Below are 17087 nucleotides of genomic sequence, written 5' to 3' on the forward strand. Positions count from 1 at the left end.
GAATTGAATCGATAACTATTGAACTAATGATATTTAATTTACTGACAATCAATTTATAACCACCGGCGGCTTAGGCGCGTCGGTAAGCTAATTAATAGGACTGATGTACGATGAATGTAAAGATCCTACTAGGGATTGTGATATGGTTATACGGACTGTCAGTGCTCAAACGGGCTCGGCTATCTGCCTTCTACTTCATTGTGGGAAGCGCCGGGCTCTTTTTTATCTTGACGGCAATTAGTCGTCCGTATTGGGTGTGGTTTTTTACCCACGCTGTGATTCATGGGGTAGCGCTGTTTAGTGATATTACCGGTTGGTGCAGTATTATGTTCAAAATGGGCCTGGTCTACATTATTAATAGTGGTAATCCGGTAATCATGTCGATTGATTATGAATGCTCGGGAATCATTGAGACGTGCGCATTTATTTCGCTAGTAGCCTTTTACCCGGCTTACCAGCGCCGTGAAAAGGTGTTTTATGGTGTTTTTGGATTGTTGTATATTTACTTGATTAATGTATTACGCCTGTCCGTAGTGATTGTGATTGTTCACTTTGGCGGTGGTCAAACATTCTTTCTGGCTCATTCAGTGATTGGGCGGTTACTGTTCTATGTTCTGGTCATTGTCTTATATTACAATGTTTTTACCTATTCACAGTTAGCTCGAGGACTTTATCAGCAGTTTATTGATTGGAGGGAGCGAATCCTGTGATGTACTGGATAAACTTAGCGCTGACTAGAATGGGGTTTTGGATTACCTGGGCCTTAGTGCCGATCGTGGTGGAAATTATTCCGGCAATTATGTCGACTATTAAGTTAATGCGACTACATCGCCACATGCCCCGGCTTAAAGCGCCTGCTAAGTGGCCGTGGGTAACCATCATTGTACCGGTTTATAATTCTGAAGATACGTTATTTGACTGCATTCGTTCCATCGATCATCAAACGTATGATAAAAAAAGCATGCAAATTATTTTGGCGAATAATCAGAGTACCGATGATAGTTTTGGGGCGTATGCTCGCGCCCAAAATGCGTTTCCTAATTTATTTTTACGGTATGTCAATACTGACAAGGGGAAAGCTCGCGCGCTTAACGCGGCCATTTACGAGAGTATTGGTAGTTATGTCATTAATATTGATAGTGATGGTTTATTGGAACCCAACGCGATTAAAAATATGGTACTACGGTTCGAGAACGATGAGCAGATTGCGGCCATGACCGGGGCAGTGCTCCCACAAAGAAACTTGGTTAAGCAAGTTCATGGTTGGTGGCATCGGCTGTTGGCTAAAAATGAGTATTACGAATATGCACAGGCTTTTCTTTCTGGCCGTACCATCGAGTCGTTCCGCGACCAGTTGTTTACCATGTCAGGAGCTTTCTCGGCATTTCGACGGGAAGTGTTAATGGAAACTTTCTTGTATGACACCGATACAATCGGTGAGGACACGGACATGACGTTTCAGATTCGGACACGTTTAGGCAAAAAGGTCGTTATTTGTGCAGATGCTATTTTTTATGTAGCGCCAATTTCAGGCTTTTCCGAGTTATATACGCAACGCCAGCGCTGGCAACGTGGTGAACTGGAAGTTGCACAACATTATATGTCACAAACAGCTAGCATCAAGGGCTTTTTCAAAGAATTTTTGGTGCGGCGAATTATGATTGATCACACGTTTACGTTTCCACGAATGATTTGGACTTTTGCGACGATTGTTTTGATTGCTTTTGGCTATTCAACTGTGGTCGTGGGGCTCTCATATCTCTTGATCTATAGTTTATACGTCATGGTAGGGGTTATTAACTTTATTAGTGTTGGTATTTTATTAAAGCCGTATCCTGAAGAACGCCATTTCTACAAGCATTTATGGTGGCTAACATTAACGCTGCCACTTTATATGTTTTTGACAGCTTGGATTCGATTGATTGGTGTTATCAATGCGATGACGACCCAGGCAACTTGGAAAATGCGGGGGTTCACCGAAGAATGGCAACGATTGTTGGCCGTCTTACGTGATGATAGGCGTACAATTCACAATCACTATCGACGCCGGAAAGGAAAATGAGTTGAAGCGGCACGTGTTGGCTGACTACAAGATATCACGCGAAGTTGGCGGAATATCTTGATTGTTTAGTTCAGGTGCAAGAATTCAAACGAAGTAGATTAATGATGAGATGTTATTTTTATCAATTTAGTCAGAAGATGATTACGAGCGTTTGGTGGTTACTATTTGCACCAATGTTGTTATTTGCAGTAATGTCGCCGAATATTATTTTAGGGGATAACGAGACGTTTGGGACGAGTACGACCTTATTGACGACGGGGTTGATTATTGTGATTGTCGCCGTGTTGATTATGAACTATGCGTATCCGCGCGTTCATCGGGTGCTATATCGACTATTAATCACAAATCAGCTCTGGACGGCTGGTGTCTTGTTAGCACTCGTTTTTATTGGTCAGCTCGTATTCGTGACATTTGTCCATCCCGTCAGTGGTTTTGACGCTGGGATGCTCCACTATGCGGCTACCAGTGCGAAACACGTCCAGGAGGTGGGCGTGACGGCGTATTACAGTCTTAATCAAAACAACATGCCAATCATGCTTTTTATGCACTGGCTATCGGAAGTGACTGGTCAAACTTCATGGCAATTTTTTGATTACGTGACGCTGTTTTTTGTCGATCTTTCAGCAGCTTTCAATTTAATGAGCGTATTTGTGGTACGACGCTCGGCGTTAGGAATCGCTATGTATCTGCACGCTGGTTGGTTAGCGGTTTTTCCAAGTATTATTATGCCGTATACGGATGCTTGGGGACTGCCGCTGGTTTCGTTTTTCATGCTGTGCTATTTTGTGATGAGTCAAACGAAGCGACCGCCGTTACTGCGTGTGGCCGCCGCCGTTGGGTTTGGCGTGAGCGTGACATTAACGTACTTCATGAAACCCTCATCCATTATTCCGGTAATCGCCATTGCCATCATCAGCTTTTTAGCACGTTTGCGGTCGCGGCAGGGTTCACAAACGACGATGATTTTTGTGACGGTCGCCATGGCAATCTTGATGCTCGAAAGTGCCGGCCTCACTTATCATTATACGAATCAGGCCATCCAGAACCAGACGTATATCAAAATCGATAAATCAAGGTCGATTCCGGCGATTCATTTTATGGCCATGGGCGTTTACGGCTCCGGCGGGTATAGTGAAAAGCAGGCGATACAGATGGCCGTTTTGCCCACCAAGGCACAAAAAACGGCTTACTCAATCAAGATGCTGAAGCGTCAGCTCAAGAAACTGGGACCGTGGGGTTACCTTGAATTCTTGGTAAAAAAGCAACGCAATAATACTGCTGACGGGACCTTTGGCTGGTTGAAGGAAGGCAATTTCTTTCGCGAAAATCAAAAACCAAGCAACCAGGGCTTTAGTAATTGGTTAAAAAACTTTATTTATTTATACGGTCGCCATATTGCAGATTTTCGGTTTGTGGCGCAACTGTGGTGGTTAGTACTACTCGTAATTATCGCGTTGGGTTTTGGCCCGCGCTGGCAATTGATTCAATTGCTCCGGTTGGCGATGATTGGTGGGTTTATCTTCCTCCTCTTGTTCGAAGGTGGTCGGAGTCGGTACTTAATTCAGTACTTACCGTGCCTGCTATTACTGGGCGCATTCTCATTTGAACGGGCAGTTGCGAATATCCAGCGTGTTAGGGATTGGTATCAGCGTAAGTTGCGAGCCGCGATTGCGGCAGATGAGGCCGAGTGAGCGTGCAATCGTCCCAGTGCGTGACACGAAATTGATCGTTAACGAGCGGTTAGCAATCCAAAATAGCTGTGGTGGGTCCTAAATGGGGCTTACCACGGCTATTTTATCGTTCACGTTGTCGATTGTTGGCTCTTGCGGGGGCGCTTATCGCGTTATGGGTGGCAATGCGCGATAAATTCATTCCGACGTCAAGTGCCGGAACGGCGCGGGTTGTTCAAATCGTCTAGGTACGTTTATTAAGGGAAATACACTGATTTGGAGGCGTTGGCCAGCCGGTTACTAATGAGGCTAAACGCACTAGTTTGTAAATCAGTAATCCAAACTTAATTAAAAAACAACAAATTAATATGTGAAAATGCTGTGTTAAAATCGACTTATGCTATAATTGTTGCAAGCAAACAGTTCGCGTTATTGTGGGGGATAACCCGAATTGAGATATTAATTAGGGTGGGATTTAAGCTCATGTGGAAAAAGTTACACTATATGGACTATGTGCTGTTTATCCCGTATTTGATTCTCAGCGGGATCGGCGTTGTCATGGTCTATTCATCGAGTTCATACGTAGCCGCACAAAACGGTTCGACACCCACCGGTTATTTAGTTAAACAACTGATCTGGGTCGTCTTAGGCTTAGTGATCACCTTGGTTTGTATGAATTTGAAGATCGACTATTTTAAGCAAACCAAGTTACTTGGTATGTTAGGGTTTGCGATGTTATTTGTTCTGGTTCTCCTCCGATTGGTTGGTCAATCAATTAATGGGGCGGCTGGCTGGATCATTTTGGGACCAGTCTCGATCCAACCAGCTGAATTTTGCAAGTTTTACCTGATCATTTACTTGGCATCAATTATTTCTCAACGGGAGGCACATTTTGGGGTGGCTCGAATCCGTGAATTGGGTGCTCAGTTTGTGATGTTGTTCGCGATGATTTTACTGATTTTTGTGCAACCCGACCTTGGTGGGGCCACGATTAATTTAGCCATCGCGGCGGTTATTTTGTTTGCGAGTGGCATTTCATACTTTGTAGGTGTTGGTGTCTTTGCTGGGGCGGTCGCTGCCTTTGAATGGATTTTAGTGCCTTTAGTGAGTCGCATGCCCCAAAGTGCTTTTGCAAATTCTTATCAGTTACGGCGGTTTCTCGGTTTCCTGAATCCGTTTAAAACGGCTTCAGGAGCGGGGACGCAGTTAGTCAACTCTTACTATGCCATCTCAAACGGTGGTTTGACAGGCGTTGGGATTGGGAATAGTTTGCAAAAACGTGGTTATTTACCCGAACCGAACACTGATTTTATTATGTCAATCACTGCCGAAGAACTCGGACTAATTGGCATTTTAATCGTAATGGGCTTACTACTTGTCATCGTGATGCGCACGATCTATATCGGGGTTCGTGCGACTAATACGTTCAACGCGTTGGTCTGTTACGGTGTCGCAGCCTACATGACCATTCAAGCATTTATTAATGTGGGTGGGATCGTTGGTCTGATTCCGATTACTGGGGTGACCTTCCCATTCATGAGTTATGGTGGTTCTAGCATGATGGTATTGACGCTTTCACTAGGATTGGTATTAAACATTAGTGCACTTGAAAAAATGGCGCGCCTTAATACAGTTCGACAGGCAGGCTAAGACGATTTTATTTGGAAATGAGGGATTTTGGTGAAGAAAGTATTAATTGCTAACCGTGGTGAAATTGCGACCCGGGTCATTCGTGCTTGCCACGAATTAGGCCTTCAGACTGTTGCGATTTACGCCAAAGAAGATGAGTTTTCAGTTCACCGTTTTAAAGCTGATGAAGCGTACTTAGTAGGTGAGGGTAAGGCGCCGATTGCGGCTTACCTGGATATTGAAGATATTATTCGCATTGCTAAAGAAAATCATGTGGATGCGATTCACCCAGGTTACGGCTTTTTATCTGAAAATGCTACTTTTGCTCGGCGGATTGCTGAAGAAGGCATGACCTTCGTTGGTCCTAAGCCAGAGCACCTCGAGATGTTTGGTGATAAGATTACGGCCAAACGTGTGGCTCGCGATGCCGGCGTGCAGACGATTCCGAGTACCTTGCACCCGGTTACTAGCCTGAACGAGGCGTTACAATTTACTCAGCAATACGGTTATCCAATTATGATCAAAGCTGCCATGGGTGGTGGCGGTCGGGGAATGCGCATCGTTCACGAAGCTTCTGAATTACAAGAAGCTTTTGACCGTGCCCGTTCAGAGGCCATGCAATCCTTTGGCGATGACGAGATTTACTTGGAAAAATTCATCGCGAATCCCAAACACATTGAAGTCCAGATTTTAGCGGATGCTCACGGCAATGTCATGCATTTATTTGAACGTGACTGTTCTGTTCAGCGCCGTAATCAAAAGGTGATTGAATTTGCACCGGCCGTGGCCCTGCCAATCGAGTTGCGTCAAAAGATCTGTAACGCCGCAGTCGACTTGATGAAGAGTGTACACTATTTAAACGCCGCAACGGTTGAATTCTTGGTTGAAGGGGACCAATTCTACTTCATGGAAGTTAATCCGCGGGTTCAAGTTGAACATACGGTGACAGAAATGATTACCGAAATCGATATTGTCCATGCTCAGCTCAAAATTGCGATGGGTGGTGACCTATTCGAGGATTTACGGTTACCACATCAAGACGCATTGACATATAAGGGTGCGGCAATTCAGTGTCGAATTACGACGGAAGATCCCGCAAATGATTTTATGCCAGATACTGGTCGCATCGAGACGTACCGGTCACCAGGTGGTAATGGGGTTCGTTTGGATGCTGGTAATACCTATTCCGGCGCAATCGTAACGCCTTATTTTGATTCACTGCTTGTAAAGGCTTGTGTTGCGGCGCGGAACTTCAGAGCGGCCGTTCATAAAATGCGACGCGTCCTAGTTGAATTCGATATTCGCGGCGTGAAGACGAACATTCCGTTTATGCTGAATGTGATTGACAACCCAACGTTCCAAGCAGGTGAAGCGGGGACCCGGTTTATTGATCAGACCCCAACGCTCTTCAAATTCCCTGACGATACGCAACGTGAAGATAAGATGTTGAAGTATATTGGAAATGTGACGGTCAATGGTTTCGCTGACGTTGCCCAACATTCGAAGAAGTACTATCCGGACGTTGAGTTTAAGGATGATTTTCAACCGATCGCACCCGACATCGTCACGGCAAAAGACGTGTTGGATCAACAAGGTGTCCAGGGATTACAACAGTGGTTGTTAGCCCAGAAGCAAGTGTTATTAACAGATACGACCATGCGGGATGCGCATCAGAGTTTATTTGCAACGCGGATGCGGACGAAGGATATGTTAGCCGTTGCCGCGGCTTCACAAAAAGCGTTGCCACAGTTATTCTCCTATGAGATGTGGGGTGGTGCGACGTTCGATGTGGCCTATCGTTTTCTAAATGAAAATCCCTGGAATCGGCTGAAAGAACTTCGGCAGGCAATGCCCCGGACACTCTTCCAAATGTTGTTCCGTGGTTCCAATGCGGTGGGTTACCAGAACTATCCAGATAATGTGATTCGCGAATTTATCTTAGAAGCAGCTAAGAGTGGCATTGATGTTTTCCGCATTTTTGACAGTTTGAATTGGATTCCTCAAATGGAAAAGAGTATTCAGGCCGTCAAGGAAACCGGGAAGATTGCGGAAGCCACGATTTGTTATACGGGCGACATTATGGACCCTGATCGGCAAAAATACAATCTTGATTATTACCGTCAGCTGGCCTTGGATCTACAATCAACTGGTGCCGATATTATTGCCATCAAGGATATGGCGGGTGTGTTAAAGCCAGAGGCCGCCTATGAATTAGTATCGACGTTGAAAGACGCGCTGTCCGTGCCAGTTCATCTGCATACGCATGATACGACTGGTAATGGAATCTTTACCTATGCCCGAGCAGTGGAAGCTGGTGTTGACGTGGTCGATGTTGCTGCGAGTGCGCTATCAGGCACGACCAGCCAACCATCAATGAGTTCGTTGTATTACGCATTAGCCCACAATGATCGTCAACCTGATGTTGATATTAACAACGTTGAAGCCATCAATCGGTATTGGCAAGGCGTACGGCCATACTACCAAGACTTCTCGAACGGTATGACCGGACCACAGACAGATATTTATCAGACGCAGATGCCGGGTGGACAATATTCTAACTTGCAGCAACAAGCTAAGGCTGTTGGTCTCGGGGATCGTTGGGAAGAAGTTAAGACGATGTATGCGACGGTCAATGATATGTTTGGTGATATTATCAAAGTTACGCCCAGCTCTAAAGTTGTTGGTGACATGGCCCTGTTCATGATGGAAAATCACTTGACACCGGACGATGTTTATAATCAGGGTACCAAGCTCGATTTCCCGGCATCGGTCATCAACTTCTTTGCTGGCAATCTTGGTCAACCAGTCGGAGGCTTTCCAAAGAAGCTCCAGCAGATTGTCTTGAAAGGCCAGCCAGCGTTGACTGTGCGGCCCGGTAGTTTAGCCAAACCAGCTGACTTTGCTGCGGTCAAAGCAGAGCTATCGGCTAAGCTTGGTCATGAAGCGAGCCATCAGGAAGTGCTCAGCTACATCCTGTACCCGAAAGTATTCATGGATTACGACGCTAGCCATAAGCGCTACGGGCACGTATCACTGTTAGACACACCGACCTTTTTCCAAGGCATGCGGTTCGGTGAGACGGTCAATATTGAGTTAGCCAAAGGTAAGACGATGATCGTCAAGCTTAATCAGATTAGTGATCCCGATGTCGATGGTGTCCGGACACTTTACTTTAGTATCAATGGTCAAAATCAAGAGATTATGGTCAAGGACAATGCCATTCACCAATCGGCAACCAGCACGCGCAAGGCGGAACCAACTAATGAAGATGAAGTTGGCGCAACGATGAGTGGTTCAGTTCTGAAACTGTTAGTTAAGAAGGGCCAAACGGTTAAGAAAGGTGAGCCATTACTTGTGACGGAAGCAATGAAGATGGAGACAACCATTCAGGCACCGGAAGATGGGGTCATCGAACATATTTATGTTAATGCGGGTGACGTCATTCAGACGGATGACTTACTGCTCGAGATTGCACCACAATAAGGATATTTCAAGCAAAAACACTAGTGGCTTAGGTTACTAGTGTTTTTTAGCTTCAGCGCTTCGCCAATAAAAACCACTGCGTAGTTAAGAACTTAGTTGACGAAATGCTGAATCTAGCCTAACATTTAAACAGCAACGCTAGTAGAAGAGGTGAGGTTCGATGGATTTTACAGTTAAACCGCGCCGGTCGCTCATCGTTTATATGCATTCGATGAAGCAGGTGCGTCAATTGAAACGTTTTGGATTAATTCAATACCAATCGCGTAAAGAGCATTATGTGGTCTTGTACATGGATGAAAGTCAAATTCCGGCCGCGACCACGAAAATCAAAAAATTAAATTTTGTCCGCAGGGTTGAACCGTCATACCGCCCGGACGTTGCAATGAACTTTGGCGAACGTGTGGATCAAGGCTTTTTTAAGCCAACCACGACTGGTGCGCCTGATGACGATGATGAGGATTAAGTTGGTGAAGATGAAATGCGAATTGTAGCAGGAGACTTTGGTGGTCGGCGGCTCAAAGCCGTGCCAGGCATGCAAACTCGGCCGACGACGGACAAGGTTAAAGAAGCTGTTTTTAATATTATTGGCCCCTATTTCGATGGTGGGCAGTCCCTAGACTTATTTGCTGGGAGCGGTGGCTTGAGTATCGAAGCTGTATCACGCGGAGTGGCTCGGGCCGTCTTGATTGATCGGCAGTATCAAGCCATCAAGACGATCAAGGATAACATTGCCGTTACAAAGGCCCCCGAACGATTTGAAGTTATCAAAGGCGATGCTGAGCGTATTTTGGACCGATTAGCATCCCAAGATGAACACTTTGATTGGGTGTTTTTAGACCCACCCTATGCCAAGCAACAGATTGTGAAGGATATTCAGCATTGTGATGCACTAGGATTGCTGAATCCGGGTTGCCGGGTCATTTGTGAGACGGATACGAATGCGAACTTGCCAACGGTCTTACCCGGATTTGAATTGATCAGACAACAAGATTACGGTATTACGGTCATTACCATTTACCAAAAAGTAATGGAGGTCGGGTAAGTTATGGTGACAGCAGTTTTTCCAGGGAGTTTCGACCCAATCACACGGGGCCACTTGGATATGATTCAACGTGCCAGTCGATTAGTTGACCGGTTGATTGTGGCCGTCATGGTCAATACGAGTAAGCAACCGTTATTTACGATGACGGAAAAAGTCGCGATGATCAGTGATGAGCTGACGGGTTTACCCAACGTTGAAGTTCAGGCCGCAACTGGTTTGACCGTTGACTTTATGGCGAGTGTCCATGCGACAGTTTTGGTACGAGGTTTGCGGAATGAACAGGATTTCGGGTATGAACGTGATATCGCTTGGATGAACAAGTCATTAGACGAGACGATCGAAACGATTTGCTTGATTGCACGGCCCCCGTACGCTTACTTTTCTTCCAGCTTAATTAAGGAAGTTGCCAAGATGGGAGCGGACGTTTCCAAGTACGTCCCGACCGCGGTGGCACAAAAACTCCATCAGCGGTTAGGAACTGATCAGCATGACTAAGGGCCGGGAGTTGTTAAAACGTTACTGGGGCTTGCTGGTCGTGATACTGGTGGTACTTGCACTATTTCTAATTCCTTTACCGTACTATATTGAAGGACCCGGAAGTGCAAATAATTTGAAGACTTTTGTGACCGTCAAGCGGCATCCGGATCATCACCGGGGTAAGTTTATGTTGACCTCGGTCGCAGAAGCTCGAGCGACGCCGCTGTTGTGGCTTTACGCACAATTGAATCCGCACTATGACGTGGTCAGTGCTCAGGATATGACTGGCGGTCAGGATGACGCGACTTATAATCGGGTTCAGAAGTTTTATATGCGAAGTGCAATCAACGAAGCTATCGCGACGGCGTATTCGGCTGCGCATCAGCAATACCGCAAGGTTTATCAGGGTATCTACGTTTTAACGGTTCAGTCTAATTCAAAATTTAGAAACCAGTTAAAAGTTGGCGATACGATTACGAAAGTCGATGGCCACCATTTTAATACAGCCAGTGCGTATCAGCATTATATTGGTAAGCAGGGCGTCGGACATCGAGTGACGATCACGTATCGGCGAAAGGGCCATTTGAAGCAAGCAAGTGCGCCCCTAATCAAGCTGAGCACGCACCGCGCCGGGATTGGTATCGGCCTAACTGATAATATTAAAGTGACGACGACTATTCCGGTTAAGGTTGATCCCGGACAAATCGGGGGTCCCTCGGCCGGATTGATGTTTAGCTTGCAAATCTATCAGCAATTGACTAATCAGAATTTGCGACACGGACGGAAGATTGCGGGGACCGGCACCATCGATCAAAATGGACAAGTTGGTGAAATTGGTGGTATCGACAAGAAAGTGATTGCTGCTAAGCGGGCAGGGGCGACAATTTTCTTTGCACCGTATGTGAAACCAACCAAAGCGCTTTTGGCGGTTGAAGAAAAGGGTCAAACTAACTATCAACTTGCTAAAGCGACCGCGAAAAAGTACGCGCCTAATATGAAAGTTGTTCCAGTGACCTCATTTAAACAGGCCGTTCATTATTTGCAGACACACCAATAGTAAAATTGAAATGCAAGTTAGCAAAGTTTGGGGTAAAACCCAAACTTTTTTCATGGGCAGCCGCTCCTTTTGCGTAACTATTCGCTGAAGGGGTGAAAACAAATGATAGATTGGATTAAGCTGCTCAAAATGCACTGGCGGATTGTTGGTGGTGTTACTGCCGTGATCATTATTTTGATAACGGGATGGGCACTGAGTCAACTTAAGCAGCCTCAACCCGCCGGTACGGATAACTTGTTGGCGCATTCGTTCAATTCCACATCAATGGGAGGCGCGAGTCGAACGTCTGCCAATGCTGACCAGCCCGCAACGAGTACCCAACCGTCGAACGCTACACCGAGCCCAGCCCGACCGACAGGTGCTAGTTCACCCGGGTATGTCGATATTAAGGGTGCGGTTAATAAACCAGGGTTGTATCAGGTTACTGCTAGTATGCGGGTCGCGGATGTCATCCAACTGGCACAAGGCATGCAGCCACAGGCAGATGCTCAGCAGATCAACTTGGCTGCCAAAGTGACTGATCAGCAAGTGATCTACGTGCCAGCTAAGGGCGAACAGGCCCCGGCTGTTGCGCCACCAGTCGTCCAGTCAACGGGGCCTACTGGCGGAACACCAACTAGTGATCATGCGGCAACGGATAAGGTCAATCTCAACACGGCTGATGTGGCCGCGCTGCAAACGTTGAGCGGAATCGGGCAGAAGAAGGCTGAAAAAATCATTGATTATCGCCAGCAACATGGTAATTTTAAAACAATTGATGATTTGAAAAACGTCAGCGGCTTTGGAGAAAAGACTGTGGCCAAATACAAAGACCAGCTCACCGTCTAGTTTCAAAGCGCACATTTTGGTATACTACTGTCATTGAAAGTGAGGCATAAAATGATGAAAGATCAACGAATTCCATGGGATCAGTATTTTATGATGCAGGCGGTCTTATTGGCGAGTCGAAGCACGTGTGAGCGGCTTTCGGTTGGTGCCACGATTGTTCGCGACAAACGCATTATTGCGGGTGGTTACAATGGTTCAGTATCCGGCGATGTTCATTGTATCGATGAGGGGTGTTACCTTGTTGATGGGCACTGTGTTCGCACTATTCACGCGGAAATGAATGCGATTTTGCAGTGTGCAAAATTCGGTGCAGCTACGGATGGTGCTGAAATCTATGTCACTGACTTTCCATGTTTACAATGCACGAAAATGTTATTACAAGCTGGAATTCAAAAAATTCATTATTTACGTAATTATCATAACGATGCGTATGCCATGTGCTTAATTGAACGAAAACACGTGGCTTTACAACAAGTTCAGTTCGACCAATCAGATTTGGATAAGCTGAATCTTGATCAAATCTTGTTAGATCGTGACTAATTGCGCGCACTATTTTTTGCCGCCATTGCGTGCGGCTTACTTAGTAGTTGGTTAGTTGACCAACAATGGCTGGCAGCCGGATTATTATTAATTTGGTTATTGCGAGTCATCCGATTACGAGATCGACAGTGTTTGATGGTGACGATTGGCTGTGTTTTATCTTTGGCAATCTGGCTGAACTGGCAAAACCACCGTTTCGCCTCCATTGTTCAGCAGCCCAGTCAGGTGGTCACAAGCCATTTGGCTGTCCAACCCGATGCGATTACGGTGCGCGGTGGTCAGTATCAGCTGATTGCCACTAGTCCAATGGGCAAAGTACTTGTTAGAGGACAGCTGAAAAGTGCCACTGAAAAACAGTATCTGACCCAGTTTACTCACCGGACGATCTGGCACGTTCAGGGGGAAGTCGCCGCCATCGCACCTCCTACCAACCCGGGGCAGTTTAATGCGCCTAGGTATTATCGCAGTCAAGGCATCGCCCGCCAAGTGACGGTCACAGCGGTTCAACGAATAGAAATTGCGCCGCAGCGTGGTTGGCTGGTGCTACTTGATCGATTACACCAATGGCGTCAGCAATTCTTTCTAGCCTGTCAAAGATTGCCACCAACGCTTAGTCGTTATGCGACGAGTCTACTGGTTGGGATACGCCCCACAGATTTTCAGACGACAATGGGGGCCGTTCAACAGCTGGGACTATTGCATTTGTTCAGTTTGTCGGGTATGCATGTTATTTTATTAGTTAAATTCTTGCAATGGGTCTTGTTACGACTGCATCTAAGTCAGCAAGCAATCGATATTTGGTTATTAGGGCTCTTGCCAGCATACCTTGTCTTGGGCGGCGGTGCCGATAGCTTGCGGCGGGCAGTTGTAACCGCGGCTTTACCAATTATTTGGCAGTTGCTAACACATCAGTCAAGTGGGGCGTTGGGTGGTTGGAGCCTTGCCCTGATAATGGGGATTGCCCATAATCCTTTGGTATTGAGCCAATTAGGTGGTCAGCTCAGTTATGGACTAGCCTTGCTGCTGATCTTAATGCCTGGTTTGCCGCCGTGGCGATTAGCAATTTGGATTCAGGTTATCAGTTTACCGGTTTTGCTTGTAGCTACGGCGCAGTGGCATCTGTGGTCCTTAGCAGTCAATTTGGTGGTTGCGCCTATTTTTAGTTGGGTATTATTACCGGTGACGGTCGTGGGGGCGAGCATTGGCTTTGGTTCTACCAATGTCACCAGCGTGTGTGAATGGGTGTTGGTTAATTTTCAGAATGGGCTTGAGTGGGTCAGCCATTGGCCAGGCCTACTCATTATCGGTCAACCGAGTACACTGTGGGCATGGACGCTCAGTCTATTGAGTTTGTGGTTGTTACGGACACCGCGGCGTCGGTATTACTGGGGACTGTTACTGGCATATGCTTGTTTTAGTCTTAGTCTACGTTTTCCACTTCACGGTGCCGTTCAATTTATCGATGTCGGTCAGGGCGATTCGATCTTGATTCGCCAACCATTTAACCGCCAAGTGAGTTTGATCGATACTGGGGGGCAACTACACTTTTCCCGGCCACGTTGGCAGGCAGAGCAGGTACAACCGCGATCGCGTGCGGAAACGATTACGGTCAATTATTTGCACCGGCTAGGGATCACTCACTTGGATACAGTTTATTTATCACACAAGGATGTTGACCATATTGGTGATTTGGGTGAACTATTACGCTTGATGCCGGTCAATCAAGTGGTGGTACCTGCCGGAATGGCGCGCCTAGCCAAGTTTCAAAAGCTGCTAGTGCCCGCCAGAAAGCGGCCTAAAGTGGTTGAAGCATTGGCCGGCCATACGTTTGCAGATGGATTGGTTGCGGTGCATCCGTTTAAACCGGGACGGGCTTAAAATGAAGATTCGTTGGTGCTAACGGGGGTTTTTGGTCAGCAACGTTTCATGTTTACGGGTGATCTTGACCGAGCGGGGGAGCGTGCAATCGTTGCCCGATATCCACAATTACGCGTGGACGTTTTAAAGCTAGGGCATCATGGCAGTAAAACAGCCTCGGATCCGTTAGCTTTGCGCCAATTAGGTGTGCACCACGGTATTTTATCGGTGGGTCGGCACAATCGCTATGGGCATCCGAATCAAGAAACACTAATAACTCTAGCTGAACAGCATATTGTCACTTATTCAACGGCTTTGCAGGGGATGATAACCTATCGTTTCGTTAATCATCGCCAGGGACGTTGGCAAACATTTTTAAAGGAAGGTGATCGCCATCAACGCACAACAGGCGTTAAAATCGATTCGCAACGGTGACTTGGCATCGATCTATGTTATCTTGGGAACGGTCGACTATTTGGCCGATCAGCTCAAACAGGCTTTTACGCAGCAAATTCCCAGTGAAGAACAAACGATGAACGTCGGCAGTTATGATATGGAAACGACGCCAGTAGCTGTGGCTTTAGATGATGCAATGTCGGCACCGTTTTTTGGTGAACGGCGATTAGTCTTTATTAATCACCCGTACTTTTTGACGGGTGAAAATAAGAAGACCAAGGTTGACCATGATCTGGCCTCACTACAGCACTATTTTGAACAACCTGAACCAAGTACGATTCTGGTGTTTATGGCACCCTATGAGAAATTAGATGCGCGTAAAAAGCTCGTTAAAACGTTAAAAAAACAGGCGACGACGGTTGAAGTCAACCAAGTCTCGGAGGCTGAAACGCAACGCTATGTGCAAGCGGCGTTAGATGAGAAACAGATTCGCATTGGTGCGGACGCACTACAGGAACTGGTTAATCGAACTGACGGGCAGTTGGGACTGATTATGGGACAATTACCGAAGTTGATGATTTACGCAGCCCAATCCCAACGAATTGATTTAGCGGCAGTTCAGGCTTTGGTGACTAAATCACTGACGCAAAATGTTTTTGATTTGGTCAACGATGTACTTCGTTATCAGACGCAGTCAGCGGTCGAACTTTACCATGAACTGGTGGCAGCTCAGGAAGCCCCACTAAAGATCAATGCAATCTTATTAGGACAATTCCGATTGTTGCTACAGGTCAAAATTATGGCGCGTGCAGGCTATAGTCAGGGCAGCCTAGCTAGCACGCTTAAAGTGCACCCATATCGGGTCAAACTAGCCATGCAAACGGTCCGCCATTTTGATCAAGCTGCGTTACGGGCGGCGTACTTAGGACTGCTCCAAACAGAAGTACAAATGAAAACGACACAACGCGACCCGGAGTTGCTCTTTGAGTTATTTATGGTTCAATTTGTTAATGAGCGACAGGCAGCGGTCGGAACGCGGCTGTCCCGTTAGGCATTGGCTTGTTGGACAAGCGAGAACGACTATTCACGAAGGCAAAAGTAATAGTGCTTAGATATGGAGCCCCAAAAAAAGATGGTCGACCGGAATTCTCAGAATTCGGTCGACCATCTTTTGAGTCATTAAAGGCGATAAAAAAACGCCGTCGCAATGCTCGGGCGTAAAATTAGCTTATTTAGCGTAACGTGCAGCCATCCGTGACTTGTCACGGGCAGCTTTGTTGCGCTTGATAAGACCTTTAGAAGCAGCCTTGTCAACGGCGCTAGTTGCTGCTAAGTATAAATCGTCGACGTTGTCGGCACCAGCAGTTTTAGCAGCTTCAAATTTTTTAACAGCAGTCCGCATCGCACTCATTTGGGCGGTGTTACGGACGTTTGCTTTATTGTTTGTTTTCACGCGTTCAATAGCGGATTTGATAATTGGCATCAGATTCACCTCCATCATTTTTTCAACAAATGCTATTATACATAAGCCCCGGCTTGAATGCAACCGTTATGTGTAAAGTAATTTATCTTGATATGTATTGAAACTTGCTTTTTACTCCTTAGTTTGCTAGACTATATCAAGTGTTCAGCAACCCTTTACTTAGTTTTTCGTGCACCACCAACGATTTACTCAGTTTAGGGCAATTATTGGAAAGGTGGTTGAAACACATGGCAATTTCACGCGAAAAGAAGACGGAGCTTATTAACAAGTATGCTCGTCACGAAGGCGATACTGGTTCTGTTGAAGTCCAAGTTGCAGTTTTAACGGAAGACATCAACGAATTAAACGAACATTTACGAGTTCACAAGAAGGATTTTCATTCACAACGTGGGTTGATGAAGAAAATTGGTCACCGTCGTAACTTGTTAGCTTACCTTCGTAAAGAAGACGTTAACCGTTACCGTGACTTAATCCAAAGTCTTGGTCTTCGTCGTTAATATTGAGATTACGAGAACTGCCTGCGGGTGGTTCTTTTTTTGTGTAAAAAATTACAGAAACGATAC

At 46.2% G+C, this 17087-nt stretch carries 14 protein-coding genes and 1 pseudogene; 14 read left to right on the forward strand and 1 reads right to left on the reverse strand.

Annotated features, from left to right (window positions below):
* Nucleotides 1–110 precede the first annotated feature (110 nt).
* The 13 genes and pseudogenes from xrtG to holA all read left to right on the forward strand — a co-directional run bounded on the left by xrtG (nt 111) and on the right by holA (nt 16092).
* Nucleotides 111–710, forward strand: a complete 600-nt coding sequence (gene xrtG / locus ACOV1R_RS06990; protein WP_003640816.1) for an exosortase family protein XrtG — start codon at nt 111–113, stop codon at nt 708–710.
* Nucleotides 710–2062 carry a TIGR03111 family XrtG-associated glycosyltransferase gene (locus tag ACOV1R_RS06995; protein WP_011101666.1) on the forward strand — a complete coding sequence of 451 codons (1353 nt, stop codon included), beginning with the start codon at nt 710–712 and terminating at the stop codon, nt 2060–2062. Before xrtG ends, ACOV1R_RS06995 begins: the two co-directional genes overlap by 1 nt.
* Nucleotides 2063–2163: 101 nt before the next feature.
* Entirely contained in the window at nt 2164–3753 is a 1590-nt protein-coding gene (locus ACOV1R_RS07000; RefSeq protein WP_033615705.1) for a TIGR03766 family XrtG-associated glycosyltransferase, read from the forward strand.
* Nucleotides 3754–4215: 462 nt separating this feature from the next.
* Complete coding sequence (locus ACOV1R_RS07005) at nt 4216–5382, forward strand: FtsW/RodA/SpoVE family cell cycle protein (RefSeq protein WP_003645668.1); 1167 nt, start codon at nt 4216–4218, stop codon at nt 5380–5382.
* A 30-nt stretch (nt 5383–5412) separates the two neighbouring features.
* Nucleotides 5413–8844, forward strand: coding sequence for a pyruvate carboxylase (locus ACOV1R_RS07010; RefSeq protein ID WP_015380530.1), 3432 nt, complete (start codon nt 5413–5415; stop codon nt 8842–8844).
* Between the two features lie 160 nt (nt 8845–9004).
* Nucleotides 9005–9307 carry a YlbG family protein gene (locus tag ACOV1R_RS07015; protein WP_003640811.1) on the forward strand — a complete coding sequence of 101 codons (303 nt, stop codon included), beginning with the start codon at nt 9005–9007 and terminating at the stop codon, nt 9305–9307.
* A 15-nt stretch (nt 9308–9322) separates the two neighbouring features.
* The gene (gene rsmD, locus ACOV1R_RS07020; RefSeq protein ID WP_021357380.1) at nt 9323–9886 is read left to right on the forward strand and encodes a 16S rRNA (guanine(966)-N(2))-methyltransferase RsmD; all 564 of its coding nucleotides are present in this window, start codon (nt 9323–9325) and stop codon (nt 9884–9886) included.
* 3 nt (nt 9887–9889) lie between these two features.
* Nucleotides 9890–10381, forward strand: a complete 492-nt coding sequence (coaD, locus tag ACOV1R_RS07025) for a pantetheine-phosphate adenylyltransferase (RefSeq protein ID WP_003640809.1) — start codon at nt 9890–9892, stop codon at nt 10379–10381.
* Nucleotides 10374–11420: a SepM family pheromone-processing serine protease gene (locus tag ACOV1R_RS07030; protein WP_024003059.1), complete on the forward strand. Its 1047-nt coding sequence runs from the start codon at nt 10374–10376 to the stop codon at nt 11418–11420. Before coaD ends, ACOV1R_RS07030 begins: the two co-directional genes overlap by 8 nt.
* A 102-nt stretch (nt 11421–11522) precedes the next feature.
* Entirely contained in the window at nt 11523–12248 is a 726-nt protein-coding gene (locus tag ACOV1R_RS07035; RefSeq protein ID WP_021357379.1) for a helix-hairpin-helix domain-containing protein, read from the forward strand.
* A gap of 54 nt (nt 12249–12302) precedes the next feature.
* Nucleotides 12303–12788, forward strand: coding sequence for a ComE operon protein 2 (locus tag ACOV1R_RS07040; protein ID WP_097558065.1), 486 nt, complete (start codon nt 12303–12305; stop codon nt 12786–12788).
* Nucleotides 12789–15080: pseudogene (locus ACOV1R_RS07045) on the forward strand (DNA internalization-related competence protein ComEC/Rec2).
* Complete coding sequence (gene holA, locus ACOV1R_RS07050; protein WP_054518970.1) at nt 15031–16092, forward strand: DNA polymerase III subunit delta; 1062 nt, start codon at nt 15031–15033, stop codon at nt 16090–16092. The pseudogene ACOV1R_RS07045 and the gene holA overlap by 50 nt, the downstream one beginning before the upstream one ends.
* Nucleotides 16093–16269: 177 nt before the next feature.
* On the opposite strand, the gene rpsT is transcribed toward holA, so the two are convergent.
* Nucleotides 16270–16524 (reverse strand): 30S ribosomal protein S20, encoded by a 255-nt coding sequence (gene rpsT / locus ACOV1R_RS07055; protein ID WP_003645660.1) that lies wholly within the window; start codon nt 16522–16524, stop codon nt 16270–16272.
* A gap of 227 nt (nt 16525–16751) precedes the next feature.
* On the opposite strand from rpsT, the gene rpsO reads away from it, so the two are divergent.
* A complete protein-coding gene (rpsO, locus tag ACOV1R_RS07060; protein ID WP_003639022.1) occupies nt 16752–17021 on the forward strand; it encodes a 30S ribosomal protein S15 in 270 nt (89 codons plus the stop codon).
* Nucleotides 17022–17087 lie beyond the last annotated feature (66 nt).

It is taken from the genome of Lactiplantibacillus sp. YT640 (genome assembly GCF_049745435.1).
Lineage (GTDB): Bacteria > Bacillota > Bacilli > Lactobacillales > Lactobacillaceae > Lactiplantibacillus > Lactiplantibacillus plantarum.